Annotated in this window: 21 protein-coding genes; 11 read left to right on the top strand and 10 right to left on the bottom strand. The window is 71.5% G+C overall.

What is annotated here, in order from left to right:
• Positions 1–19 precede the first annotated feature (19 nt).
• Entirely contained in the window at positions 20–3,610 is a 3,591-nt protein-coding gene (locus ACQP00_RS45340) for a BTAD domain-containing putative transcriptional regulator (protein ID WP_433209535.1), read from the top strand.
• Positions 3,611–3,995: 385 nt separating this feature from the next.
• Here the strand turns inward: ACQP00_RS45340 and ACQP00_RS45335 are convergent, their stop codons facing one another.
• Both ACQP00_RS45335 and ACQP00_RS45330 read right to left on the bottom strand, forming a co-directional pair.
• Positions 3,996–4,826 carry an ABC transporter permease gene (locus tag ACQP00_RS45335; protein ID WP_433209532.1) on the bottom strand — a complete coding sequence of 277 codons (831 nt, stop codon included), beginning with the start codon at positions 4,824–4,826 and terminating at the stop codon, positions 3,996–3,998.
• The gene (locus ACQP00_RS45330; protein WP_433209529.1) at positions 4,823–5,767 is read right to left on the bottom strand and encodes an ATP-binding cassette domain-containing protein; all 945 of its coding nucleotides are present in this window, start codon (positions 5,765–5,767) and stop codon (positions 4,823–4,825) included. The genes ACQP00_RS45335 and ACQP00_RS45330 overlap by 4 nt, the downstream gene beginning before the upstream one ends.
• 331 nt (positions 5,768–6,098) lie before the next feature.
• Here ACQP00_RS45330 and ACQP00_RS45325 point away from each other — a divergent pair, with 331 nt between their 5' ends.
• The 5 genes from ACQP00_RS45325 to ACQP00_RS45305 all read left to right on the top strand — a co-directional run bounded on the left by ACQP00_RS45325 (position 6,099) and on the right by ACQP00_RS45305 (position 8,672).
• Positions 6,099–6,566: a cysteine dioxygenase gene (locus ACQP00_RS45325; RefSeq protein WP_433209527.1), complete on the top strand. Its 468-nt coding sequence runs from the start codon at positions 6,099–6,101 to the stop codon at positions 6,564–6,566.
• Complete coding sequence (locus ACQP00_RS45320) at positions 6,563–6,955, top strand: rhodanese-like domain-containing protein (protein WP_433209524.1); 393 nt, start codon at positions 6,563–6,565, stop codon at positions 6,953–6,955. The genes ACQP00_RS45325 and ACQP00_RS45320 overlap by 4 nt, the downstream gene beginning before the upstream one ends.
• Positions 6,952–7,227 carry a Smr/MutS family protein gene (locus tag ACQP00_RS45315; protein ID WP_223097600.1) on the top strand — a complete coding sequence of 92 codons (276 nt, stop codon included), beginning with the start codon at positions 6,952–6,954 and terminating at the stop codon, positions 7,225–7,227. The genes ACQP00_RS45320 and ACQP00_RS45315 overlap by 4 nt, the downstream gene beginning before the upstream one ends.
• Before the next feature lie 118 nt (positions 7,228–7,345).
• The gene (locus ACQP00_RS45310; protein ID WP_433209521.1) at positions 7,346–8,068 is read left to right on the top strand and encodes a hypothetical protein; all 723 of its coding nucleotides are present in this window, start codon (positions 7,346–7,348) and stop codon (positions 8,066–8,068) included.
• 49 nt (positions 8,069–8,117) lie between these two features.
• Positions 8,118–8,672, top strand: a complete 555-nt coding sequence (locus tag ACQP00_RS45305; RefSeq protein WP_433209518.1) for a GNAT family N-acetyltransferase — start codon at positions 8,118–8,120, stop codon at positions 8,670–8,672.
• 19 nt (positions 8,673–8,691) lie between these two features.
• Here ACQP00_RS45305 and ACQP00_RS45300 read toward each other — a convergent pair whose 3' ends face one another.
• Complete coding sequence (locus ACQP00_RS45300; RefSeq protein ID WP_433209515.1) at positions 8,692–9,072, bottom strand: DUF6401 family natural product biosynthesis protein; 381 nt, start codon at positions 9,070–9,072, stop codon at positions 8,692–8,694.
• 188 nt (positions 9,073–9,260) lie between these two features.
• Here ACQP00_RS45300 and ACQP00_RS45295 point away from each other — a divergent pair, with 188 nt between their 5' ends.
• Complete coding sequence (locus ACQP00_RS45295) at positions 9,261–11,591, top strand: M28 family peptidase (RefSeq protein ID WP_433209512.1); 2,331 nt, start codon at positions 9,261–9,263, stop codon at positions 11,589–11,591.
• Positions 11,592–11,649: 58 nt separating this feature from the next.
• On the opposite strand, the gene ACQP00_RS45290 is transcribed toward ACQP00_RS45295, so the two are convergent.
• Positions 11,650–13,671 carry an Hsp70 family protein gene (locus tag ACQP00_RS45290; RefSeq protein ID WP_433209509.1) on the bottom strand — a complete coding sequence of 674 codons (2,022 nt, stop codon included), beginning with the start codon at positions 13,669–13,671 and terminating at the stop codon, positions 11,650–11,652.
• Positions 13,672–14,009: 338 nt separating this feature from the next.
• On the opposite strand from ACQP00_RS45290, the gene ACQP00_RS45285 reads away from it, so the two are divergent.
• The gene (locus ACQP00_RS45285; protein ID WP_433209506.1) at positions 14,010–14,285 is read left to right on the top strand and encodes a hypothetical protein; all 276 of its coding nucleotides are present in this window, start codon (positions 14,010–14,012) and stop codon (positions 14,283–14,285) included.
• 75 nt (positions 14,286–14,360) lie between these two features.
• Here the strand turns inward: ACQP00_RS45285 and ACQP00_RS45280 are convergent, their stop codons facing one another.
• Both ACQP00_RS45280 and ACQP00_RS45275 read right to left on the bottom strand, forming a co-directional pair.
• Positions 14,361–15,359, bottom strand: a complete 999-nt coding sequence (locus ACQP00_RS45280; RefSeq protein WP_433209503.1) for a TAXI family TRAP transporter solute-binding subunit — start codon at positions 15,357–15,359, stop codon at positions 14,361–14,363.
• 220 nt (positions 15,360–15,579) lie between these two features.
• Positions 15,580–18,033, bottom strand: coding sequence for a TRAP transporter permease (locus tag ACQP00_RS45275; protein ID WP_433209500.1), 2,454 nt, complete (start codon positions 18,031–18,033; stop codon positions 15,580–15,582).
• Between the two features lie 92 nt (positions 18,034–18,125).
• Between ACQP00_RS45275 and ACQP00_RS45270 the strand changes: the two genes are divergently transcribed.
• Entirely contained in the window at positions 18,126–18,725 is a 600-nt protein-coding gene (locus tag ACQP00_RS45270; protein ID WP_433209497.1) for a hypothetical protein, read from the top strand.
• Between the two features lie 6 nt (positions 18,726–18,731).
• Here ACQP00_RS45270 and ACQP00_RS45265 read toward each other — a convergent pair whose 3' ends face one another.
• On the bottom strand, positions 18,732–21,224 hold the full coding sequence (locus ACQP00_RS45265) for a SpoIIE family protein phosphatase (RefSeq protein WP_433209494.1): 2,493 nt from the start codon (positions 21,222–21,224) through the stop codon (positions 18,732–18,734).
• Between the two features lie 142 nt (positions 21,225–21,366).
• Between ACQP00_RS45265 and ACQP00_RS45260 the strand changes: the two genes are divergently transcribed.
• Positions 21,367–22,644: a glycosyltransferase gene (locus tag ACQP00_RS45260; RefSeq protein ID WP_433209491.1), complete on the top strand. Its 1,278-nt coding sequence runs from the start codon at positions 21,367–21,369 to the stop codon at positions 22,642–22,644.
• Positions 22,645–22,899: 255 nt separating this feature from the next.
• Positions 22,900–23,694, top strand: a complete 795-nt coding sequence (locus tag ACQP00_RS45255) for an RNA polymerase sigma factor SigF (protein WP_433209488.1) — start codon at positions 22,900–22,902, stop codon at positions 23,692–23,694.
• Positions 23,695–23,770: 76 nt separating this feature from the next.
• Here ACQP00_RS45255 and ACQP00_RS45250 read toward each other — a convergent pair whose 3' ends face one another.
• The 3 genes from ACQP00_RS45250 to ACQP00_RS45240 form a co-directional block, all read right to left on the bottom strand.
• Entirely contained in the window at positions 23,771–24,142 is a 372-nt protein-coding gene (locus tag ACQP00_RS45250; protein ID WP_433209485.1) for a hypothetical protein, read from the bottom strand.
• Between the two features lie 900 nt (positions 24,143–25,042).
• Positions 25,043–25,795 (bottom strand): metallophosphoesterase family protein, encoded by a 753-nt coding sequence (locus ACQP00_RS45245; protein WP_433209482.1) that lies wholly within the window; start codon positions 25,793–25,795, stop codon positions 25,043–25,045.
• Positions 25,792–26,037, bottom strand: coding sequence for a hypothetical protein (locus ACQP00_RS45240; RefSeq protein ID WP_433209479.1), 246 nt, complete (start codon positions 26,035–26,037; stop codon positions 25,792–25,794). Before ACQP00_RS45240 ends, ACQP00_RS45245 begins: the two co-directional genes overlap by 4 nt.
• Positions 26,038–26,040 lie beyond the last annotated feature (3 nt).

The following is a 26,040-nucleotide window of genomic DNA, read 5'->3' as shown; positions in this document are numbered from 1 at the left end:
TCGGTGGCAGAGTGTGGGCATGCGAGTCGGGGTGCTGGGGCCGGTTTCGGTGGAGGTCGCCGGCCGGCCCATCGAGGTCGGCGGGGCGAGGCTGCGCTCCTTGCTGGTCCGGCTCGCGATCGAGCCGGGGCGGTTCGTGACCGTCGAACGGCTCGTCGACGCGTTGTGGGCGGACGGCCCGGGCCCGGCCGATCCCGCCAATGCGGTGCAGTCGCTGGTCTCGCGGCTGCGCAAGGCGCTGGGCGGGCCGGCGGAGCTGGAGTCGGGGCCGCGGGGGTACCGGCTGGATATCGCCGCAGAGGACGTGGACGCCGTGCGCTTCGAGCGGCTCGCCGCCGAGGGGCGCCGGGCGCTGCGGGCCGACGACCGTCCGGCCGCCACCCGGCTGCTGCGCGCCGCGCTGGATCTGTGGCGTGGGCCGGCCCTGGCCGATCTCGCCGGCGCCGAGTCCGAGGCGCTGGCGGCCCGCTGGGCGGAGCTGCGGCTGGCCGCGACCGAGGACCTCGTGGAGGCGTCCGGCTTCACGCCCGACACGCGCGCCGGGGCCATCGCCGAGCTGCAGGAGCTCGTCGTCGCCCACCCGCTGCGGGAGCGGCTCGTCGCGCTGCTGATCCGGGCCCTGCACGCGGACGGGCGCCAGGCGGAGGCGCTCGCGGCGTTCGAGGACTGCCGGTCGCGCCTTTCCGAGCAACTCGGGGCCGACCCCTCACCGGAGCTGCGCGACGCCCACGTGGCCGTGCTGCGCGCCGAGGCCCGGCCGGTGCGCACGGGGAATTTGCGGGCGGCGTTGACGAGCTTTGTCGGTCGTACGGGCGAGGTGGAGCACCTGGCCGCCCAGATCGCCGACTCGCGGCTCGTGACGCTGGTCGGGCCGGGCGGTGCTGGCAAGACTCGCCTGGCTACCACGGTCGCGGGCTCGCTGACGCGGCCGGCTTCTGCGGTTGCGGGCTTGCTGGGCCGGTCGGCTTCCATGGACGGGGGCTCGCTCGGACGGTCGGCCACTACGGACGGGGGGTCGTTGGGCCAGGCGGCTTCTATGGACGGGGGCTCGCTGGGGCGGCAGTTGATCGACGGGGCTTGGCTGGTGGAGCTGGCCCCGGTGGCGGAGGCGGGCGAGGTGCCGGCGGTGGTTCTGCGCACGCTCGTTGCGGGTGGGCTTTTGCAGCCGGAGGCGGCCCGGCAGCCACGGCGCGGAGATGTTCTCGACCAGTTGGCGGAGGCGCTGACCCTGCCGGGCGTACTCCTCGTGCTGGACAACTGCGAACACGTCGTCGAGGCGGCGGCGGGGCTGAGCGAGGAGCTGCTGGGGCGGTGCCCGAAGCTGCGCATCCTGGCGACGAGCCGCGAGCCGCTCGGCATCCTGGGCGAGACGCTGTTCCCGGTCGGGCCGCTGCCTCTGCCCCCGCCGCTGGTCGGTTCGCTGCCGGGGGTTGGCTCGTCGTTGCCACCTGGCTCGTCGTCGTCAATCCGCTCGTCGTCGTCGGCGTCGTCTGGGTCGTTCTTTGCTTTTGGCTCGGCGGCGGACGCGCGTGCCTTGGCGGAGGTGGCGGTTGCGGTGGGGGCTCCGGCGGTGCAGCTGCTGCGGGATCGGGCGGCGGCCGTGCAACCGGGGTTCGCCGTCACGCCCGAGAACGTGGCCGCGGTGGTGGAGATCTGCCGGCGGCTGGACGGCCTGCCACTGGCCATCGAGCTGGCGGCGGCGCGGCTGCGCTCGTTCACCCCGGCGCAGGTCGCGGCGCGGCTGGACGATCGGTTCCGGCTGCTGACCGGCGGGAGCCGCACGGCGCTGCCGCGGCATCGGACGCTGCACGCGACGGTGGCTTGGAGCTGGGACCTGCTCAGCCCGCAGGAGCGGTCGTTCGCCGAGTCGCTCGCGGTCTTCCCGGGCACCTTCGACGCTTCCGCGGCGGCCGCGGTCAACCTGGGAACGCCCGCCGCCGCTCCGGGCGACGCGCCGTCGTCTGCCGGGGCGGCGGTTCCTGACAGGGCGGTTCCTGACAGGGCGGTTCCTAACACGGCGGTTCCTGACACGGCAGTTCCTGACACGGCAGTTCCTGACACGGCGGTGCCGGATACGGCGGTGCCTGACACGGCGGTCGAGGAGATGCTGCACGCGCTCGTCGACCGGTCGCTGCTGCAGATCGCGCCCGGCGCCGGCCCGATCCGGTACCGGATGCTCGAGACGATCCGCGAGTTCGCGCTCGAGGAGCTCGGGCGGCGCGGCGCGGTGGCGGCGGCACGGACGGCGCACGCGGTGTACTTTCTCGAGCTCATGGAGCGGGCCGAGCCCCACCTGCGGACCAGGGCCCAGCTCGAGTGGCTCGACCGGCTGCGGCCCGAGCAGGACAACGTGCACGCCGCCGTCGGGCATCTGTGCGACTCCGGCGACGTGGCGCGGGCGTTCCGGCTCGGGGCGGCCAGCGGGTGGTTCTGGACGTTCGAGGACGACAACGCCGAGTCGGCCGTGTGGCTGGGCCGCATTCTCGCCGCGGGGGAGCGCGACCCGGTGGCGGTGCCGGCCGACGTGCAGCTGGTGGTGCGCTCGATGCACCTGGTCAACAGCGGGTTCGCCGGCGACTTCCAGTTCGATCCGGCCGATCTGGAAGAGCTGATAAGCCAAGCCGCGTCGGTACCGTCCGGAGGTCACCCCTTCGTCGAGCTCATCGCCCCCGTGGTGGCGCTGTTCCGCGACGACAGCGAGCAGGGCACCGAGCTCGTCCGCACGCGGCTCGAGCGGCCGACGGATCCGTGGACGCGCGGCATGCTGTACTCCGTGCTCGGGCACCTGCGCGAGAACGACGGCGACATCGACGGCATGTTGGCCAACCTGACCGCCTCGGCGGACGCGTTCCGGGCCATCGGCGAGCGCTGGGGCCTCGCCATGACGCTCGCCTCGCTGGCCGACGCACACAGCCGCCGGGGCGACTTCGCGGCCGCCGTCGCGCACTTCGAGGAGTCGATCGCGCTGCACGGGGAGCTCGGGATTCGCTCGAGCGAGGCGTACCTGCTGGTCAGCCGGGCCGCTCTGCTCGGGCACACCAAGGGCCCGGACGTGGCCCGGGCACTGCTGCGCGAGTTCGTCGAGGACCTGACCCAGTCCAGCCGCGACGTCTCCCACGCGATGCTGGAGCTCGGCCACCTGGCCCGGGCGGCCGGCGACCTGGACGAGGCCGAGCGGCTGTACCAAGAGTCGTGGCGGTTGCAGGAGCACCAGCCGCTGGTGGCTCCGCAGTACCAGGCGATCGTGATGACCGCCCGCGCCGAGATCGACCTCGCCCGCGGCGAACCCGACCTGGCCCGGACCCGCCTGACCGACGCCATGTCCCGCGCCCTGGGCGCCCGCGACATGCCGGTGGTGGGCCGCGTCGCCGTGGCGGTCGCCGGCCTGGCCGCGGCCTTGGACGACCCGACCCGCGCGGCCGCGATCCTGGGCGCCGCCGAACAGCTGGGCGGCACCCGCGACGCGTCGAACGCGGACTGGACCGCCCGCCACAACGCCCTGCGCACCACCCTGGGCGAGCCGGCCTTCGAAACCGCCGCAGCCCGCGGCCGAAACCTCCCGCGCGCCGAGGCCTTGGCCCTGGTCGACCCGCAGACCGTGGACCGCTAACCACCACGCACCGCCACCAGCCGAACGGCCCCGCCCACGCACACGCCTCGCCCGTGCGCATGCCTCGCCCACGCCACGCCCAGGCCACGCTTACGCCCAGGCCACGCTTACGCCCAGGCCACGCTTACGCCCACGCCACGCTTTACGCCCACGCCACGCCCGCAAAGACGCCACGCCCACGAGAACGCCACGCACGTCACGGAACAATGCGCACGGGCGTGAACCAGCACACGCGGCAAGCCAACGACCGCCCGCGGCACGCCAACAAAGCGCGCGGCGAACGTTGGGCGTGCGACGGATCCGGCGGTGGAGTGGCCGTTCGAGACGACAAACGGCCCGCGGCAACAAGCGTGCCGCGGGCCGAGGCGTCAGGAAACGCAGTCGCTCAGGTCTTGCGGCGGTAGGCCCGCACCGCGAGCGGCGCGAACACCGCCAGGATCGCCAAAGACCACAGCAGCGTCTTGACCACCGGCCCGGCCACCGGACCCTGGCCGACCATCAAACCGCGGGCGGCCTGCATCGCGTCGGCGACCGGGTTGACCTTCACCCAGGCCTGGAGCCAGCCGGGCAGCGTGTCGGTCGGGACCAGGACATTGGTACCGAAGGTGAGCGGAAACATGATCACGAAGCCGAGGCCCTGCACGGCGCCCGGTTCGCGGACGATCATGCCCAGCAGGACGAACATCCAGCTGAAGCAGAAGGCCATGAACATGACGAGCAGGCAGGCGCCCAGGACCTCGGGGAAGCTGGTGGTGAGGCGGAAGCCCAGGAGGTACCCGAAGCCGAGCATGACCGCGATCGACACCACGAACCGGATCATGTCGCCCAGGACGCCGCCGATGAGCGGGGCGGCGCGGCCGATCGGCAGGCTCCGGAAGCGGTCGAAGACGCCGGTCTTGATGTCGGTGTTGAGGCTGACGCCGGTCGGGGCCGAGGCGAAGAGCACGTTCTGCACCAGGAGCGCCGGCAGCAGAAACTGCATGTACGCGTGACGGTCGCCGGCAATCGCGCCGCCCAGGAGGTACACGAAAAGGACGATGAAGATGATCGGCTGCAGCGTGACGTCGAGCAGCTGTTCGGGGGTGCGCATCGTCTTGATCAGGCTGCGGCGGGCCATCACGAGGCTGTGCCGCACGAAGCCGAACGGGCGCGGCGGGACGGCCGCGATGAACTGGGTGCCCTCGGCCGGGCTCGTCTGGGTGGTCGTGGTGGTCACGCCGCCGCCTCCTGCCGCTCGCGGGTGAGTGTGAAGAAGACCTCGTCGAGGCTCGGCAGGTGCAGCGAGAGCTCGATGACCCCGATGCCCGCCTCGTCCAGGCGGCGGACGACCGCGGTCATCGCGCTGTCGTCCGCGACCGGCACCGACAGCACCCCGCGCCCGTGCGACTCCGGCTGGTTGCCCGACACGGTGGTGAGGATGGTCGCCACAGTGTCGAGGTGGGCCGGGTCGGTCGGCCGGACGCTGATGGTCTGACCGCCGACGATGTGCTTGAGCTGGGCCGGGGTGCCGTGCGCGATGACCTTGCCGTGGTTGATCACGGAGATCTCGTCGGCGAGGGCGTCGGCCTCCTCGAGGTACTGCGTCGTGAGCAGTACCGTCGTGCCTTCCTGCACCTGCGCGCGGACCATGTTCCAGACGTCCTCGCGCTTGGCCGGGTCGAGGCCGGTCGTGGGCTCGTCGAGGTACACGATCGCCGGCCGCCCGACCAGGCTCGCGGCCAGGTCGAGGCGGCGCCGCATGCCGCCGGAGTAGGTCTTGGCCGGCCGGTCGGCGGCCTCGCTGAGGTCGAACTCGGCCAGCAGGCTCTTCGCCCGCGCCTTGGCCTCCTTGGCCCGCAGGTCGAGCAGCTGGCCGATCATGACCAGGTTCTCGGTGCCGGTCAGGTCCTCGTCGACCGAGGCGAACTGGCCGGTCAGGCCGCTGATCCGGCGGACCTGGGCGGGCTGGCGCTGCACGTCGTACCCGCCGACGACGGCCCGGCCCTCGTCCGGGCGCAGCAGCGTGGCCAGGATGCGCACCGCGGTCGTCTTCCCGGCGCCGTTCGGACCGAGGACGCCCAGCACGGTCCCGGTCTCGGCGGCGAGGTCCACCCCGGCCAGTGCGGTGGTCTTGCCGAAGCGCTTGACCAGGCCGGTTGCCTGGAAAGCGAAGCTCATGGCTGGTTCCCCCTGTGGAAATCTTCTCTGATGCCTGCAGCCTGCACCCCGGCGCTGTCAAATCGCGCACATCGGCCTGTCATCCGCTGACAGAGCCTAGCCTTCCCGACATCCCGTATGTTGGACGTAAGTTGACGCTCGTCCGTCCGCTCGGCACCATCGGTTGCATGGCGCTGTTGACCCGACGACTGGTCATTGACCTCGTGCGGCACGCCGGCGCCTGCTGTACCCGCTAGAGCGCGGCTCGCGGAACACTCGCACCCTCCCCGCACCGGGGACTCTTCTCTGCTTTAATTCCTATCTAGTACGTCCGAATACTGGAGAAACCCGCATGCCTGTCGCCACCACGGTCGCCCGCGCGACCGACTTCCTGCCGATCGTCCGGGCCTACGCCGCCGAACCGGACGAATGGCCCTTTGCCCCTCGATTCGATCCGAACCGGCGCTGGTACGGCCGTCTCGCCGTCGCCGAGGATCACGAAGTCTGGCTGCTGACCTGGCTGCCGGGGCAGGGCACCGACCTGCACGATCACGGCGGCTCGGCCGGCGCCTTCACCGTCGTGTCGGGCGCGCTCGTCGAGCAGACCGTGCGCGGCGGCGAGCTGGTCAACACCGCGTACGGCGCGGGGGAGGGCCACCGCTTCGGCCCCCACTTCGTGCACCGCATGGTGAACGCGAGCGACCGGCCGGCGGTGACCGTGCACGCGTACGGGCCGGTGTTGGCGGCGATGACACGGTACCGGCTGCATGATGGTCGTTTGTCTGTCGAGTCGATCACGAAGGCCGGGGCCGACTGGTGAGCGGGCGCGGGATCGACGTGATTCTGGAAGAGGCGCGGACCAGGCTCGATCGGCTCGACGCGGACCAGGCCCGGCTGGCGTTCGCGGAGGGTGCGGTCCTGGTCGACATCCGCCCGGCCGCGCAGCGCGCGCTCGAGGGCGAGATTCCGGGAGCGCTCATCGTCGAGCGCAACGTGCTGGAGTGGCGGTTCGACCCCCGCAGCGATGCGCGGCTGGCCATCGCCGACCGCTATGACCTGCCGGTGATCGTTTTTTGCTCCGAGGGGTACACCTCGTCGCTCGCCGCCGCCGCGCTGCAGGACCTGGGGCTGCATCGGGCGACCGACCTCGCGGGCGGCTTCAAGGCGTGGCGGGCGGCGGGGCATCCGGTCAGTACGCTGGGGGTGTGAAGCTCAAGCTCGATCTCCACGACATCTTCAACCGCAGCGGCGACATCGAGCGCGCGCTGCGCGGGATCATCGACGAGGCGGTGGCCAAGCGGGCCACCCTCGTCGAGATCATCCCGGGCAAGGGGTCGGGGGCGCTGAAGAAGCGCGTGCTGCGCTTTCTCGACCAGCGGGAGATCAAGGCGCTGTATCACCGGGTGGAGAAGGACTCGGACAACTTCGGCCGGCTCTTCGTGCACTTCAGGTGGAACGAGTCCCAGGGTCGTCGACGCTGACGCAATTCTCCCGATACTCGATGGAGTAGTCCGGAACGGCGCATACGTTCGGGCTCTTCAATGCCATGAGCGGGCGTGCTATCCATAGGGCGTGGCGAAACAACCGAGAGACCCGACCGTGGCGCGGATCGTCCGCCGGTCGTTCCTTTTCGTGTACTTCCCCACGGTGCTGCTGGCGATGCTCGGGGCGAACCTGGTATGGGAAATCGTCCGGCAGAACTCGAGTCCGGCCGTGAAACAGCATTGGCCGCTGCGTTTCACCATCCTTGACACCTCGACGACCGCGGCCCTGCTCGGGGTGATGACCGGGCTGCTGCTGGCGCGCCTGCAGTGGGCCCGTGCCAATCGGCCGACCTTGAGTTACGTGATCAGCGATGAGAAGGGCACGTTCGACGCCGCCAGCAACAAGTGGATCGTGTGGTTGCACAACGGCGGCCCCGGCATGGCGGTGGTCACGCAGTTCCAATACGTCGTGGGATTCACCAACGCTCCGACATCGACGCACACCACACTCAATGAGATCAACCGGGTGATGAACAGTCGCGACCTGGTCAGCGGCGTCGACTACTTCGTGCGCGAGATGGGGCCGGGCGCGGCGCTACCGGCTTCGACCGCCCGTGACGCGCCCCTGATCTGCTGGTTCAACATCCGCACGCTGGCCCAGTTGACGCAATTCGACGTTCTCGTGCAGGTTCGGGACGGGTTGGGCGATACCCATGAGCGCACGATCGTCGTCTTCGGCAAACTGCCGGACATCGCGCTGCGGGCGCGCCAAGAGCATCTGGACGCGGCGGCGAAAAGATCACAACGGGGTGATGCCGCGCCGTTGCCGGGTGGATGAGACGGCGCCGTACCACGGCTGCCGGCCCGAATTCGGCTACAATCCCGCCGTGAACATCGCGGATGTCGTCCTCAGACCGGCCACCGCCGCCGATCTTTGGTTGTTCGAGCGCCAGGCCGATGAATCCGAGGCCGCGGGCCCGTTCAACTGGTCGGGATACCGGGATATCGCCGGCACCCGCCGCCGGTTCGAGGAGAACCGGCTCATCGGGCCGGAAAACGGGTGTCTGCTCGTGGTGCAGGATGATCAGATTGTCGGCTCCGTGGTGTGGGGCAAGGTCACCTACGGCATGCCGAACTGGTGTTGCTGGAACATCGGTATCTCGCTGCTCCCGGAATTTCGGGGCAAGGGATTCGGTACCCAGGCGCAGCGGCTGTTGGTGTCGTATCTGTTCGAAACCAGTCATTTCGATCGCATCGAGGCGTACACCGATGTGGAGAACGTCGCCGAGCAGCGGGCGCTGGACAAGGTCGGCTTCAAGCTGGAGGGGACGATCCGTTCGGCCCAGTTCCGGCAGGGCCGGTGGTGCGATCTGTTCTTGTACTCGGTACTGCGCGATGAGTTCAAGGTCATGACGAACGAGTCCCAGGGTCGTCGACGCTGACGACTTGGTGGGCTCGGCTCTAGAAAGCGTCCGCGTCGTCGGCGAGGTGGCAGACGGCGACCAGGCGCAGGACGGTCCAGTCGGCGTCGGCCCAGTTCACGCTGTCCGGGGTGGGCAGCGGCCGGCCGTGGCGCTGGTGGACGGCGATGACCGAGCGCGCGTACCCGGCCAGCGAGAGCGGGCCGATCGGCTTGTCGGCCGCGACCAGGCTCTCCCGGACGGCGGCGGCGTGCTGGTCGATCTTGGCGAGCAGGAACGGCTGGGCGAGGGCCTCGACGAGACCGTCGACGCCGACCATGGCCATGACCTGGTCGAGGTAGAAGCGGGCGTCGAGCTCGGCGGTGGCCAGGTAGCCGGCGTCGAACTCGACGGCGGCGGCAGGGGTGAGTTCGTTGTTCATGAACGATGACGCTAGGCAGTCCGCGGGCCCTTCAGGTCGCCAACAACCGAGCGGCACCCGTTCATGAACCACAGCACTCCGTTCGGGCGACATCACGCTTCGAATTCGAGCTGAACGGCCCCGCCGAAAACTGTCGTACCCCGGGTGCAGAATGTGGATCACCCCCGCACCCCAGGAGGACGAACCCCGTGTCCGATCGCAGTTTCGGTGAACCGCCCCGGCGCCCCTTGACGGCCGCCGTGGTGCTGGTGGTGCTCGGGTTGATCGCGGCCCTGGGGATCTGGGACGTCCAGCCGCCCGCGCCCCGGCCGGCCTCCATCTCCGCGGCCGAGTTCTCCGCCGCCCGGGCGTTCGAGCACGTCGAGCACATCGGCCAGGAGGTGCACGTCACCGGCAGCCCGGCCGCCACCCGGGTGCGCTCCTACATCAGCGACACCCTGCGCGGCTACGGGCTCGCACCCCAGGTCCAGGACACCGTCGGCGTGAACGCCGGCAAGTTCGGCGACGGCGGTATGGCCCACGTCGACAACGTGGTCGCGGTGCTGCCCGGCACCGACCCCACCGGCCAGGTCGTGCTCATGGCCCATTACGACTCGGTGCAGGTCAGCTACGGCGCCAACGACGACGGGGCCGGCTCCAGCACGCTCCTCGAGGTCGCGCGGGCGCTCACCCAGGGCGGCACCGCCAAGCCGCGCAACGACGTCGTGTTCGTGTTCACCGACGCCGAGGAGGCCTGCCTGTGCGGCGCCGAGGCGTTCGTCGGGCAGCACCCGCTCGGCCAGAAGCAGTCGGTCGTGCTCAACTTCGAGGCCCGGGGCAGCAGCGGGCCGGCCGTGATGTTCCAGACCTCCGAGGGCAACGCCGACCTGATCGACGTGTACGCCAAGACGCCCGAACCGGTCGGCACCAGCCTCGCCGTCGAGGTGTACCGCCTGCTCTCCAACGACACCGACTTCACCCCCGTGCTGGCCCAGAGCCGGTTCACCGGGCTCAACACGGCGTACATCGACGGCTCGTGGGTCTACCACAGCCCGTTCGACCGGACGACCACCATGAACCGCGCCAGCCTGCAGCACCACGGCGACGAGGCGCTGGCCCTGGCCCGCGCGTTCGGCGCCGCCGACCTGGCCCCGCTCATGAAGCCGGCGAGCGGCGACGCGGTCTACTTCCCGTTCGCCGGGTTCCTGGTCCGTTACCCGGCCGCGCTGACCTGGCCGCTGGCGATCCTGGCCCTGGTGGCTGTGGGCGCCCTGGTCTTCCTGGCCCGCCGCCGCGGCCTGACCTCGGTGCCGAGGACGCTCGCGGGGCTCGGGCTGGCGCTGGTGCCGCTGATCGGCGTCGCCGTCGCCGCCCAGCTCCTCTGGACCCTCCTGGTGGCGATCCGGCCCGGCTACGGCGAACTGCTGGACCCGGCCCGGCCGAGCTGGTTCCGCTTCGGCGTCGTGGCGCTGACGGCGGCGGTGCTGCTGTGTTGGTACGCCCTGAGCCGCCGACGCGTAGGACCCATACCTCTCGCCACCGGGGCGTTGGGACTGCTCGCTCTGCTCGGCGCCGTGTTCGCCGCGGCCATCCCCGGCGGTTCCTACCTGGTCGCGCTGCCGGCCCTGGTCGGGGCGCTGGCCGGGATCGCCGCGCTGTACCTGCGCCACCCGCTCGCCCGGGTGGCCGTGCTGACGGTGAGCGCGGCGGTGGCGACGCTGATCCTGGCCCCGACGGTCGCCCTGTTCTTCCCCGCGCTGGGCCTGGCCACGGGCGCCGCCCCGGCCCTGTTCGGCATGCTGCTGGGCCTGGCCGCCCTGCCGGTCCTGGAGCTGCTGTACCGCGCGTCGACCGCCGAGCGCCGCCGCCGCCTCGGTGCCGCCCCGGCCCTCGCCGCCCTGCTCGTCGCGCTCGTGTGCACCACCACGGGCATGATCAACGACAACTGGGACGCCCAGCACCCGGAGCCGACCCACCTCATGTACGCCCTCGACCGCGACACCGGCACCGCCGAGTGGGTCAGCCTGGAGCAGTCCCCGGGCGACTGGACGCGCAAGTACGTGAAGACCCACCAGCAGCTCAACCGCCAGTTCCCGGTGCTGCCGGAGGGCGAGCTGTCGGTCGGCCCGGCCGAGGCGGCCAACCTCCCGGCCCCGCAGGCCACGATCGTCGCCGACGACAGGTCGGGCGACCAGCGCACCTTGACGCTGCACATCGCCTCGCAGCGCGACGTGCGCTTCCTGTCCTTCTACGGCGAGGTCGGCGACCACCGCGTGGTGTCAGCCACGGTCGAGGGCCGCGCGGCCAAGACCTACATCACCGACCAGAACCGCTTCGGCGTCGTCTTCCACGGCCCCCCGACGGCCGGCCTGAACGTGACGCTGGTCCTGCGCGGCACCGACCCGTTCAAGCTGCGGCTGGTGGACGGCAGCGACGGGCTGACCGGCCTGCCGGGCTTCACCCCGCGCCCGGCCACGGTGGGCGTGTTCGGCAGCCACTCGAGCGAACTGCTGGCGGTGGCCGTGACGCAGACGCTGTAGCTCGAGCCGTTTGCCTCAGCGCGGGATGGCGCTCCTCGGATCGCGGTGGTTGCTTTGTTCAGCCGACGATCTGGAAAGCCCAGGGCCAAGGGCCGTAGGCGGTGGTGTTGATGCCGTGCTGGTACGTGCTTTCGTACGAGTCGGGGCCCTGGACGATTTTGATGATGATGCGGCCGCCGTCTTCCAGGGTGATGCGGCCGTCGTGGACGGCGGCGGTGCAGACCGAGGAGTCGGTGGTGTAGATGCCGGTGCCGTAGACGGTGCCGATCTCGCCCTTGGCCGGGCAGTTGTAGCCGACCGTGGTGCCGGCCTTCTCGTCGTAGTCGTCGGCCTTGGTGTACCAGTCGACGTTGGTGCGCTCGATGTCGGCCTGGACCTGGGAGGTGTCGGAGCCGGTGTCGGAGCCGGTGTCACCGCCGCCGCCGTTGTTGTCGGTCTTGTCGCCGAGGAGCTTGCTGACGCCGTAGGCGCCGCCGGCCAGGACGAGGAGGACTACCACGGCGGCCGCTACCAGGGTGCCGGTGCGTTTCTTCCTGGCCGGCGGTTCGGGTGCGGCGTAGCTCGGGGCCATCGGCCGGCCGCCGATGCCGGGTGGGCCGGAGGGCGGTGGTGCGGCCGGGGCGGCGAACGCGGGCGGCTTCGGGGTCGCGGCGTTCGGCGGCGGGTACGTGGGTGAGCCGGAGGTCGGCGCGTACGAGGGTGTGGCCGGCTGGCCGTATGTCGCCGGGGTGGCGGTCTGAGGCGGGGCGTATGCGGCGGCGCCGGAGGTGGGGCCGGTGGGGGAGCCGTACAACGGGGGTGTGGACACCGGGGGCGTCGAGACCGGGGAGGACGTCGGCGGGGCGGAGATCTGGGACGCCGGGACCGGGTTCGTCGGCGGGCTGGTGTAGATCGGCGGAGCCGACATCTGAGCCGCCGACGGTGGGGCGGACGGGGACGTCGGCGCCGCGGGGGTGCTCGGGACCGAGGCGCGGGCGCTGGTGGGGCGGAGCACAGCGGGTACGACCGCCTGCTCGGAAGCGCCCACCGCGCCTTGGGCGACCACGAGTTCCGGCTGTTCCACGACGGTGGGGGCGACGCCGAGGGCCTGGTGCAGGAGCGTGGCGACCAACGGGATCCGGCTGCCGCCGCCGACCAGGAAGACGCCCTTGACCTCGGCCCGGTTCAGGCCCGCGGCGGCGATGGCGGCGCGGGTCGAGGTGACGGTGGCGGTCAGGATCGGGCGGGCGAGCTCCTCGAACTGGTCGCGGCCGAGCGGGGCGTCGGTCTCGAAGGTAGGGACGTGGATCATCGTCGAGGAGGTGCGCGAGAGCATCTCCTTCGCGTTGCGGACGTCGTCCCAGAGCAGGCGGTTCGCGCGGCGGTCGGCACTGGTCGCGGGGTGGGTCAGGCGCTGCCAGGCCTGGGGGTCGCGGCCGGCGTGGACGGCACCGAGGTACCCGACGATCGCGGCGTCGATGTCCAAGCCGCCCGACGTGCTCAGCCCCTCGGCCGAGAGCACCTCGAACGTGCCGTTGCCGTGCCGGACGACGGAGGCGTCGAAGGTGCCGGCGCCGAGGTCGTACACCACGAAGGCCGAGCCGGGGCCCACCTGCCCGGCGATGGACAGGAAGACCTGCGCGGCGGCGACGGGCTCGGGGACCAGCGTGACCCGGCCCAGCCCGGCCCGCTCGGCGGCCGCGATGAGCACGCCGCGCCGGGTCTGGGCCCAGGCCGCGGGGCACGTGATGGTGGCCGGCCCGAGCGCGCCGCCGGACACCCGCCGCGCCTCGCCGGCCACGCGGACCAGGACGGCGGCGATCAGGTCGACGGTCGAGATCTCGTGATCACCCAGCAGCACGGCCGGTTCGTCGATGCGCCGCTTCGGATTCGGCTCGTACCGTTCCGGGCTGATCCGCGCCGCATGCATCGCGTCGCGCCCGGTGAGCAGCCCCTGTTGCGCGTCGGCGTACACCGACGACGGCAGCGTGGGGGATCCGTCGAAGAGCAGCGGCCGGACATGACCATCGGGCCAGGCCAGCATCGCAACAGTGTTCGAGGTACCGAAATCGACCCCGAGCCGGTAACCTCGCGCGTCCACGCAGCCAATATACGGGCTGGTGAGCGGCGTGTTATCGGCTCAACGGGTCCGGTTTCCGCTCTTGACGGGCGCATCGACATCCGTTAGACCGCCAGGTTGCATATGCCGATGACCGATGCGGTCGCGCCGCTCTCGTGTGCTGATCGCCGGTGCGGGCGCGCCGCTTCCGTGCGCCGGTCACCGGTGTGGGGCGCGCCGCTCTCGTGTGCCGATGACCGGTGCGGTCGCGCCGCTTTCGTGTGCCGATCGCCGGTGCGGCCGTGCCGCGCCTGGCCGGGTTATCCACAGGAAGAAAATCTTGCTAGCGAGGGGTCGGCGGGCCTTTTTAGCCTTGATGCATGGCAGCCGATGTGGGTTCACCGGCGACGTTCACGGTCGAAGACCTGTGGCGGGTGCCGGCTCAGGTGGTCCGCCGGGCCAGTCGGGCGGCACTGGACGCGCAGTGGACCCTGTCGGCGATCCTGGAGCGCGTCGAGGTGCCGGTGGTGCTGCGTGAGGATGGGCGCCTCACGTTCTTTCCACACGACCCCGACGACGTGGCGGCGATCGAGGCGGCGCAGGGTGCGGCCCGGGCAGTGCATGCGCACTTGGCGGGGGTGCTGGGACCTCCGTAGCAGGAGACCGCGGCCCCATGGGAGAGGGGCCGCGGCCTCGAGCAGCAACGAGAAAGGGGGTTGGTCGTCTGGCGGTTACTTCGCGGCGCCGAGTGAGTCCAGGGCGGCGGTCGCGCCGGGGTGCATCGGGACGGGGGCGGTCTTGCGCACCGTCTCCAGGGTGATGCCCTTGGCCGCCGGGTTGGCCTGGGCGAGTTGGTCGCGCTTCTCCACCAGGGTCTTCGTCAGGACGCAGGCCAGGCCGGCGTCCATGTCGGAGCGGACCAGCAGGACGTTCGGGACGACGATGGTCTTGACGTCGGTCGCCGTCTTGTACGTCGCCGACGGGATGGTGCCCGCCTGGTAGGCCGGGCTCAACTGCTGCATCTTCGGCAGAAGGGAGTCGATGTCGAGGAACTTCACCTTGTCGCCCGCGGTGGTGAACAGGTCGGTGACGCCCGACGTGGGTAGGCCGCCCGACCAGAAGAAGGCGTCGATGGTGCCGGCCTTCATGCCGTCGGTCGTCTTCTGCAGGTCGAGGCGCTGGGGCTGGATGTCCTTGTCCGGGTCTAGGCCGGCCGCCTTCAACAGGCGCTGGGCGATGACCTCGGTGCCGGACTTGGGGGAGCCGGTGGAGACGCGCTTGCCCTTCATGCCGGCCACGGAGGTGATGCCGCTGTCGGCGCGTACGACGACGTGGGTCGAGTTGTCGTAGATGCGGCCCAACGCGGCGATCTGCACGGGCTTGGTGAAGGAGCCGGTGCCCTGCACCGCGTCCGTTGCCGTGTCGAAGAGGGAGAACGCGACCTGGTAGTCGCCCTTGTCGAGGCTCTGGATGTTGCCGACGGAAGCCTGGGTCTCGGCCGCGGTGGCCTTCACCTTGTTGTCGGTCGCCTTCGTGACCTGCTCGGCGAACGCGTTGCCGACGACGTAGTACACGCCGGTGGTGTTGCCGGTCGCGATCGAGATGCGGGTTTCGTTCGCGACGCTGCAGTTGCCCGCCGCTGCGCCGGAGGCCGCGTTGTCAGACGTTCCCGCGGGCGTCTGCCGGCCCCCGCAGCCGGCCACCCCCGCCAGCAGGGCCGTCGCCGCCATCACCGCGACCACCAGCCGGAAGGGCTTCGTCGCCGTGCGCTGTGAACCTGCCGTCGCTGTCGAGGTTGTGCGCTGCGAGCCTGCCGTCGCTGTCGAGGTTGTGCGCTGCGAACCTGCCGTCGCTGTCGAGGTTGTGCGCTGTGAGCCTGTCGTCGCCGCCGTCAGGGTCGCCGTCGCTGTCGGGGTCGCCGTCGCTGTCGGGTGCTGCGAGCCGGCCGGGTTAGTCGTGCGCGGTGCGGGCGGTGGCGTTGCGGTGGTCGTCGGCCGAGCGGTCGCCAAGGTCGTGGGCTGGGTCGGCGTCGGAATCGTTGCGCGCGGGGGATTGGGGGTGGGCACGTGAGCTCCTTCGCGGTGAGAGAAACACGAGCAGTCCCGCCAGGGTCAGGAGGAGCGCGCCGGCGGTGACGGTCCACAGGTCGAGCCAGAGCAGGGCGAGTGCGGCCAGGCCGGAGAGCACTCGCGGTACGAGCGAGGCGGGTCCCAAACCGATGAACCAGCCGCCGGCCGCGACGGACAACGCCAGGACGCCGGCGGCGGAGGCGGTCAGGGCGAAGGCGACGCTGTCCCAGCCGCCGATGCCGAGGAGGCCCTGGCCGGCGGGGGTCACGACGAAGGCGATCGGGACGAGGTAGGCGGGCAGGGCGTACCGGAGCGTCTGCCACATCGTCGGGAACACCCGGCCGCCGGTCACCGCGGCCGCCGCCACCGAGGCCAGGGCCGTGGGCGGGGTGGCCTCGGACAGGACCGCGAAGTAGAAGATGAACATCGCGGTCGCGGGTTCGGGGATGCCGAGGTTGAGCAGGGCCTGGCCGAGGATGACCCAGCCGATGATGAAGGACGCGGTGACGGGCACCGCCAGGCCCAGCAGGGTCATCGCGATCGCGGCGAAGACGGCCGTGAGCGCCACGACCGCGGTGTGGTTGGTGGCGAGGGCCTGGGCCCAGTCGACCATCAGGCTGGACAGCTGCGGGCCGAGGCCGGTCTTGGTAGTGCTCGCGGTGATCACGCCGGCGGCGGTGCAGACGGCCACGACCGGCAGCACGCCGCGGATGCCCGCCGCCAGGGCCTCGACCAGGCGGCGCGGGGTCAGGCGGTGGCGCCTGTCCAGGAACGACAACACCGCCGCGAGCAGCGTGGCCCACACGACCGCCTGCGTGGCCGAGCGGCCCAGGGCCAGCAGGATGATGATCACGAACAGCGACAGAAAGTGATAGCCGAAGCGGGCGAGCAAAGACCAAGCCCCAGGCACCTTCAACTGTACCGCTCGTGCTCCGAACCGCCGCGCGTCGATCTCGACCGAGAGCAGGATGCCGAGGTAGTAGAGGACTGTGGGTACCGTTGCCCAGGCCAGCACTTTCAGATATGACACGTCGAGGTATTCGGCGATGATGAACGCCGCGGCGCCCAGGGTCGGCGGAGACAGGATCGCGCCCACGCCGGCGGCGGCGAGCATGCCGCCCGCGCGTTCGGCGGGATAGCCGGCGCGGCGCAGGATGGGCCAGGTGACCGCGCCGATGCTGACGGTCGTCGCCGCTCCGGAGCCGGATACGGTACCGAGGAGAAAGCCCGACGCCACCGCCGTCCGTCCGGCCGCGCTGCGGGAGCGGCGGAACGCGGCCACCGACAGCTCGACGAAGAACGCGCCGGCGCCGGACAGGTCGAGCACCGCGCCGTAGATGGTGAACAGCACGATGTACGAGGCGGCGACGTCCAGCGGGGTGCCGTAGAACCCGCTCGGCGAGTTGTACAGTGCGTCGACGATCTGGTCGAAGTCCAGCCCCGCGTGGGCGATCTCCCAGGTCTGGGGCAGGAAGCCGCCGTAGTAGTCGTACCCGAGGAACAGCGCGCACACGACCGGCAGCACCCAGCCCGTGGTGCGCCGGCACGCCTCGATCACGAGCAGCAGCAGCGCCGCACCCATGATCACGTCGAGCGGGTCGAGCAGGCCCTGGCGGTCGAGGAAGCCGTCGTACCCGCCGCCGAAGGGCAGCACCGGATAGAGACTCGTGGCGAGCGCGACGACGGCGAGGACCCAGTCCCCGGCGGTCGGGCCCCCGCCGAGGACCGGGCCGTCCTGGGGTTCGCGACGCCTCCTGAAGCTGATACCCGAGGGGTAAAGAATGAACACCAGCGGCAGGACGAGGCCGAGGAAAATCACGAGGTAGTACTGGCTGCCCTGGGCCAAGGGGCGGAACACCTGCCAGAGCACGAGCACCGCGGCCAGCGCGGCGACGGCCGTGACGCCGACGTCGATGGGGCCGCGGACCCGGCGGCCGGGCTTCTCCTCCTCGAACTGGGCGGCCAGCTCGCGGACACTCGCGTGCTCGATGACGCTCGCGTCGACGACGGCGGCCTCGGCACCCGCGGCCGGGCTCGCCGTTGAGCCGTCGGCGTCGGCGCCGTCGGTCTTGTCGCCGTCGGTCTTGTCGGCGTCGGCGTCGGCAGCGCGGGCGGCTCGCGGTGGCGCGTCGGTGCCGTCGGTGCCTTCGGCGTCGTCGGTCTCGTCGGCGTCGGCGGTCGGCGGCGTCGCAGGGGCGGCCGCGGTCGAATCACGCGCGGGCGGCGAGGGCTTGGCAGTGGTACCGGTCGATTCGCGTGTTGGTGTTGACGAGGGTTCAGCAGGGGCTGAAGGCACCTCGTCCCGAGTCGTCCCCGTCCCGGACTCGTCCGACATGGGCCGGAGAGTACGCGATTTCATCAATATTCGTAATGGTCTACTTCTGGGTTTTGGTAGCGAATATGCAACAACGCGGCATGATGTTGCGCGTGTACGAGTTGGACGTCGTCGCGCCCGACAGCCTCGGGCGGTTCGTGTATCGCTGGTACGGGCCGCCCGACCGCCCGGCCGTCGCGCTCGAGCTGCCCGGCGTGCCCGAGGCGCTCGCGGAGTGGCATCGGCTGGCGGCGCGGTACACGTTTCCGTTGAGCCGGGATCACGAGATGTTGCCGCCCGGTGGGGCGCGGTTCTGGCAGGGGAGCGAGGACTGGTACTCCTTCGACGAGGCCGCCTTCCACGCCGGGTCCAGGGATCCGGAGGTTCTCGAGAACGACGAGCTGTACACGGGACTGCCGTTGTCGCGGTTTCTGGTCTATGCGGCGGTCTATGAGGCCACCTATGCGCCGCTGCACGGGCTCGTGCGAATGGCGCCGCCGGTCGACGCGGTGCGAGCGGTCAAGGTGCGGCTGCGCGAGCTCGACGACGGGTTGTGGCAGTGGCCCGACCCGGCGCTGCGGTACTTCGGCGACGACGACCTGCTCGCCCACCTCGGCCCCGACCGGATCGTGATCGCCGGCCGGCATCGCGACGCGCTCGGCCGCTTCGACGGGCTCGACCTTGCCTGGGACTGGGACTCGCGCACGCTGTGAACGCGCCTAGGGCACGTGCACCAGCATCGCGCAGACGTCCTCGTCCTCCGGCACGTTGAGGACCGTCATGAGGTGCGTGACCACGGCGTCGAAGTCGGCCAGGTCCACCTGCTCGCCCGCCCGCCGGACCAGGTCCAGACCCCCGCCGCGGCGCCGGGAGACGGTCGCGTTGAGGCCGGTGTAGAAGAGCACGCGGTCGCCGGGGGCCAGGGTCACGGCCGCGTCCGAGTACTGCATCTGGTCCACCTCGCCCAGTGGCAGGCCGAGCGGGCCCGAGAGGACCGTTCCCTGGCCGGCGGCGTCGTAGCGGATCGGGGCGACCTGGCCCGCGGCGGCCCAGCGCAGTTCGCGGGTCTGCGGGTTGTACCTGGCGACGATGAGGCACGCCGTGTGGTCGACCTCCATGGCGCACAGCATGCCGTTGACCGCGGTGAGGATCTCGCCCGGCGGCATGTCCAGCATCGCGTACGCGCGCACCGCGTAGCGCAGCCGGGCGGCCGTCGTCATCGAGGACAGGCCGCGCTCGTCCACGTCGCCCAGGACGAGGATGGAGGAGCCGTCGGGGCCTACGGGGGTGGCGTCGTACCAGTCGCCGTCGATCGTGCCGACGCGTTCGGGGGAGCGGCAGCGGCCGCAGATCTCGACGCCCTCGAGGTGGCCGAGTTCGGGGTCGGTGGGCAGGAGGGCCTTCTGCAGCGCCTCGGCCGCGCGGCGCTCGTCGGCCAGGCGGTGGCGCTGGGCGGCCAGGGCCTCCTCGGCGCGGCGCAGGCGGGCCTCGATCGCGCGCTCCTCGGTGACGTCCTGGACCGTGCCGCGCACCGCGATGACGTTGCCGGTGTCGTCGTGGATGGCCTCGGCGGTGAGCCGCAGCCGGCGGCCGTTGACGCGGCCGGCCCCGCGGATCTCGGCGAGCAGCTGCTTGCCCTCGACGATCGTGCGCCTTACCGCATCTTGTACGGCCAGCAGATCATCCGGATGCACGCTCGCGGTCAGCTCGTCGACCGGGATGCGCGCCTCCCCGTTGCGCACGTCGCGGCCGCCGGCCTGGCCGCGGTGGAAGAGCCGGACGAGCTCGGGGGAGCAGCGCGGCTCGGGGTCGCGCAGCTCCCAGCAGAACGAGCCGATGCCCGCGATGCGCTCGGCCTGCAGCAGCTGGTCGTAGAGCAGGTCGGCCTCGGTGGCGACCTTCCACACCGCGAACACCCGGTCCCACAGGCGCACCGCGTGCACGGTCAGCGTCTGCGGCCCGGGCACTCCGTCGGTGCGCGGGTCGGCCCGCAGGCCCTCCAGGCGGCGGGGCTGGCCGTCCTGCAGCACCCGGGCGAACTCGGGCAGCAGCGTGGCACTGCCCAGCGCCGGGTACGCGGCCAGCAGCGTCGCCTCGTCCGGATCGACCCGCGCGCCGGAGAAGATCTGGCGGGCCAGGCCGTTCGCGTACTCCACGCGGAAGTCGACCAGCTGCCCGTCCTCGTGCACCGGGGACAGCAGCGCGCCGGGGTCGTGCAGCGCGTCGGCCACGGTCGGCAGCCACACCTGGGCCGGGGCGCCCTGCCCGCTCTCCTCGCCGTCGACGTGGAACCAGGCGCTGGCGATCTCGTCGCGGATGAGCGTGTCGACCTGGCGGGCGACGGGTTCGAGGAGCGCCGCGACGTACCGGCGCAGCTCCTCGGCCTCCGGGAGCCCCTCGGCCCAGGTCATGAGGATGCCGCCGATGACCCGCTCGTCGGAGATCAACGGCGAGACGAGCAGCGTCTCGCCGCTGAACGGCTGCTGGCCGAGCACCGGGAAGCGGCGCCGGGCGTCGGGCTCCGGCGCGAGCCAGAGCGTCTCGACGTCCTGCGCGGCCACGACCAGCGGCAGGCCCGGGTCCGGGGGGATCCGCGACCAGCGGCTGCGCACCTCGCCCGGCACCCCGAAGGTCCCGACGCCGCGCTGGGCGCCGTCCGGGTCGAGCAGGGTCAGCAGCACCGCGGTGGGGGCCGGCCACGCGGTGGGGGCGGTGCCGAGCACCTCGCAGATCTCGTCATAGGACCGGGCGGCCGCGACCCGCGCACTGAGCAGCTGGTGCTGGGACTGAAGAGCTTCGACTTCGGGTGTACGGCTGGCGCGTTTGCGAGCAACCGCCGGTACCATATCCGGCTTTTCGGGCTTTTTGTCCTTTGCCCTCGTGCGCGCGACGTGCTGGCGGAGCTCGTCGTCGATGAGATTCACCACATCGGGCGCGTTGGGGTCGGGCGAGGTGGTGCCGACGATCGCCGCCGCGACCTCGATCAGCTTGATGTTGGTCCGCTGGCTGAGCCGGACGAGCTGGTCGAAGCCCTGGTCCGGGGTGATCCCGAGCCGCTCGACGAGCACACCCTTGGCCTGCTCGATGACGGCGCGGTTCCGCATGGCGGTGCGCACCCCGGTCAGCTCGGCCCGCAGCTTCGCGACGAGCGCGGCGAGCGCCTCGGCCGGCTCCGCGCTGCTGTTGCCGCCCTCGGGGGCCCTGTCGGCCATGCCGTTCCCTCTCCCGTCCGTGTGACTGTCCATGCTCGCGTGCGCGAGCCGTCGTCCGGCTCGCCCGTTGATGTTTACCACCATCCGGCCCGGGTAGGGGCGGTGGCAGGTAAGCGCAGTCGGTTCGGTGGAGGTCGGAGTCTTGAGGATCGCCCTGGTCTCCGCTCAGGCCAGCCCACTCGGGCTGGGCGGCCCGGTGGCGGGAGGCCGGCACACGCACGTGGCGGCCGTGGCCAAGGCCCTCGGCGCGATGGGGCACGAGGTGACCGTGTACGTCCGCCGCGAGGACGGCGCCGCCCCCGCCACGGTGCAATTTTCCCCGGGCGTGTCGATCGAGCACGTGCCGGCCGGACCCGAGGCGCCGCTGCCGCCCGACGAGCAACTGCCGCTGATGGGTGACTTCGGCCGGGCCCTGGCCGCGCGCTGGGCCGAGGACCCCGGCGCCGCGCCCGACGTCGTGCACGCCCACTACTGGCTCTCCGGCCTCGCCGCGCTGACCGCGACCGCGGAGGTGCGCCGCCCGGTCGTCGTGACGTACCACGGCCTCGCCTCCGCCGAGCGCCGCGCGCTGCCCGCCGACCACAACGCCAAGCCGGGCCCCCGCGCCGGGCTGGAGCGCACCCTGGGCTCGCTCGCCGACCGCGTCGTCGCGCAGAGCGAGGACGAGGTGGCCGAGCTGGGCCGGATGGGGGTACGCCGCGCCGCCACCGTGATCGTCCCGTCCGGCGTCGACGTGGACGTCTTCACCCCGACCGGCCCGGCCGCCGACCACCGCCGCCCGGGCCTGCGCCGCATCCTCACCGTCGGCCCGCTGGTGGCCCGCAAGGGCTTCGGCGATCTGGTCGAGGCGCTGCGCCGGGTGCCGGGCGCCGAGCTGGTCGTCGTCGGCGGCTCCGACCCGGCCCGCCCGCCCCGCGACATCGACGCCGACCCCGAGGCCCGCCGGCTGCTGCAGCTGGCCGACTCGCACGGCGTCGGCGACCGGCTGCGCATCGTCGGCGCGGTCACCCAGGAGGAACTGGCCGGCTGGTACCGCTCGGCCGACGTGCTGGCCTGCGCGCCCTGGTACGAGCCGTTCGGCCTGACCCCGCTGGAGGCGATGGCCTGCGGCGTGCCGGTGGTCGCCTACGAGCTCGGCGGCATCGGCGAGAGCGTCATCGACAACGTGACCGGCGTGCTCGTCCCGCCCCGCGACATCAACGCGATGGCCGGGGCCCTGCGCGCCCTGCTCGGCGACGAGGTGCGCCGGATGAGCTTCGCGAGCGCGGCGATCGACCGCGTCCGGTCCCGCTACACCTGGGAGCGGGCGGCGACCGAGCTCGAGCGGGTGTACCGCACGGTCACCGGTACTACCGACTCCGACGCCCCCGAGGAGCCCTCGGAAGCCTCCGAAGAGGACGAACTCTCCGAGGTCTCCTGACCACGTTCAGTGGTGTGCGTCTTGCCCGGGGGCCGGGCGGCGCGGTACGTTGGTCGGACCGTATCTGCATTCTTCGCTGGACCGGTTCCAGGCGGCGGATGCACCCCGGCGGATCGTCAAATCAGCCGCGATCCAGTCGCCGCGGGACCGTGCCGGGCGCTCGAGACCAGGGCGCCGACCGGCCGAAACTTTCGCCGTGAGCCGCCGCGCCCGTGCGTGCCCTCGCTCCCGGCAGGCAGGCAGGGGGATCCCCTCATGTCCATCACCTCCCATCGTTCCCGCGCACCCGGCAAGGACGCCGAGGCCGCCGCTCAGGCCCTGCTCACCGTCCTGGCCGACCTCCCGCCCGACAGCCCCGACCGGCCCCGCATCCGGGCCCGGCTCATCGAGCTGTACCTCCCGCTGGCCGAGTACCTCGCCCGCCGCTTCCGCAACCGCGGCGAGCCGCTGGACGACCTCAACCAGGTGGCGGGCGTAGGCCTGATCAAGTCCGTGGACGGCTTCGACCCCACCCGCGGCGCCGCCTTCACCAGCTACGCCATCCCGATGATCGTCGGCGAGCTCAAGCGCCACTTCCGCGACAAGGGCTGGGACGTGCGCGTACCCCGCCGGCTGCAGGAGCTCCGCCTCGAACTCGGCAAGATCTCCGGCGACCTGGCCCAGGAGCTCGGCCGCTCCCCGACGGTAGCCGACCTGGCCGCCCGGGCCGGCGTCTCGGAGGAAGAGGTCATCGAGGGCCTGGAGTCCGGCCACGCGTACCGCGCCCTGTCCATCAACGCCCCCGCCGGCGGCGACGACACCGGCGCCGAACTCGCCGACCTGCTGGGCTCGTCCGACCGCGCCCTGGAGGCGGTGGACGACCGCGAGTCGCTTCGGCCGCTGATCGCCCGGCTGCCGGAGCGCGAACAGCGCATCATCGCGATGCGCTTCTTCGGCAACCTCACCCAGACCCAGATCGCGGAGCGGCTCGGGATCTCGCAGATGCACGTGTCGCGGCTGCTCGCCCACGCCCTGACGTTTCTGCGCGGCGAACTGGTCGAACCCTTCTGACGCAACGACGGAGCCGAACCCGTTGGTGTCCGAACGAAAATGGCGGGCGCTGCCGGGTGGACGCGGCGCCGACGGCTTAGGTGGCGGCGCGGTCGCCAGGGACCATGCGGCGATCGGTTGGGTGGAACAGCTGCTCGCTCAGTTCCCGTCCGGGCGCGCTCGGTTGAGCGCCGCCGGAATCCAGGCCCGGGGCGGGAACGTCGGGCCAGCCGGCGATCTGCTCCGCCTCGCCGTCAGCCACGACGGCCCAGACCTCCGTGTCGGCGGGTCGCCAGATGATCACTTTGTCGGGCCGGTGGGTGAACTCGGCCCGCATCGCGTCGGGACCCCGGAACGACAAGACGAGCTGTGCGGCCTCAGGGAGTTCGTAATACATCCCCTCCGGCTCCACCCAGACCTGGAAGCGATGGCTGCCGTCAGGCGCGGAAAACGCGAGCTGGAACTCCACCCGCGCAGTCTGCGCCCTCGCCAGGCCGATGTCAGGGAGGCCGCAGACCAGGCGCCAGCGGTGGCAGATCCGGATGCCTGATCTCCGGTACGTCAAGTCACCACCAGTGCCACTGGCCCTCGTGGCGATGTTGCCGGGTGATGGGGATGGTATCGACGATCCCGTTCCCGCGATGTTCGCCGGCGGCCCGACGGCACCCCGCCCGTGCGGCTTGGCGGTCCCTGCTCGTCCAGTTGTCGTGGATGAACCAGCGCGGCGGACCGCTGCCGATGAGGCGCCGCAAGCCGGTCCGCGGGTGATGCGGACCGTCCTTGTCCGTTCGCGACATGGTCAACCCCTTTCGGGGCTCAAAGCCGCCGTCGTGCTGGTCATCCGCGTGGCCAAGCCCGCTCAAGGCTACGGTTCGCTGAGTGTTTCAGGACATCGGCGCAGGTTTGCCTGACGCTCTCCACGTTTCCGATGCGTGCTTCTCAAGAGCTGTTGCCAGCAGTTCGCGAGACTCTTCGACCGATTTCTTCAGCGGGTTGCGAACGCCGTAGTCGGACGTGTCCCGGACGTTCCTCATCAGCCGCCGCACCTCTGGAATCGCGTGCAGAAGCTCGAATCAGGCGTCCGCAATGCTGTTCACGCCCGTTGTCGAGTATCGCTGTTCCCTTGTCCGCTTCCCCTCGACCGTTGATCTTGACGTCGACGCGGATGCGGACTCTACGCCGCCGAAGCGCGATCCAGACGCCCGGTGCGTGGTTATGGTCCCCGGCCGTTTGGGCGACGATCGTGGTGGGCGGAAGGCAGTCGTCGGCGACCGGGACGGAGGGCTCGCGGCGGAGTCCGGAGAGCACGAACATGGGCTGAGCCCCTCCCCGTTCAGGGAGGGGCTCAGAGTGATCAGAGTGGCCAGGATCAGACCGGGGCGAGTGCCGTCGAGACCGACAGTTGGTACACGTTGTAAGCCTGCTTGATCACCGGGTGGGCGACGTTGCGGACCGGGACGCCGCCTGGGGTCATGCCGCGTTCGGAACCGGCGTGGGCGTGGCCGTGTACGGACAGGCCGACGTTCGTGGTGGCGTCGATGGCCTGGGCCAGGTGGTAGGAGCCCAGGAACGGGTAGATCTCCAGCGGCTCGCCCTGCAGGGTTTCAGGGACCGGGGAGTAGTGCGTCAGCGCGACCTTCACGTCGCAGTCCAGCGCGGCCAGGGACTCGCCGAAGCGGGCGGCCAGTTCGCGGCCGTGGCGGGTGAAGGCCTTCATCTCCGGCTCGCCGAACTCGCTGGCGCACGCGCCCGCGAAGCCGCCGCCGAAGCCCTTTGTGCCGGCTACGCCCACGCGGACGCCGTTGCAGTCCAGGACGGTGCCGGAGCACTCCAGGACGATGAGGCCGGCGTCGCGCAGTACCGACGAAACGGCATCCTGCTGGTCGGAGTGGTAGTCGTGGTTGCCGAGGATCGCCACCACCGGCACCGCCAGGCCGCCGAACTCCTGGGCCACGCAGCGGGCCTCGTCGGCGGTGCCGTGCCGGGTCAGGTCGCCGGCCAGGAGGAGCAGGTCGGCCTTGTCGCCGAGGTGCTCGAGCGCGGGGCGGTAGCGGCCGACCACGTCGGCGTCGAGGTGGACGTCGCCTACCGCGGCAACGCGAACGCAGTCGGTACCGCTCACAGCTCCTCCACCTCTTCCGGCTCGTGGACGCGGGTCAGGCCGATGTTGCACTGCACCGGCAGGTCCGGGAACGCCTCGCTGACGACCTGGCAGATCATGGCGCGGCGCTCGGCGCTCTCCACCTCGCCGACGAGGGCGATCCCGGAGTCGGTGCGCACGAAGCGGATCCCCTGCTCGGTGATCCGGTCGTCCTCGGCGAGCAGGTGTTGCAGCTCGCCCTCGACGTACTGGTCTGTGGACATCGT

It is taken from the genome of Dactylosporangium sp. CS-047395 (assembly GCF_050942185.1).
Taxonomy (GTDB): Bacteria; Actinomycetota; Actinomycetes; order Mycobacteriales; family Micromonosporaceae; genus Dactylosporangium.
The sequence above is the reverse complement of the archived record's forward strand: the minus strand, read 5'-3'. Positions and strand labels throughout refer to the sequence as shown.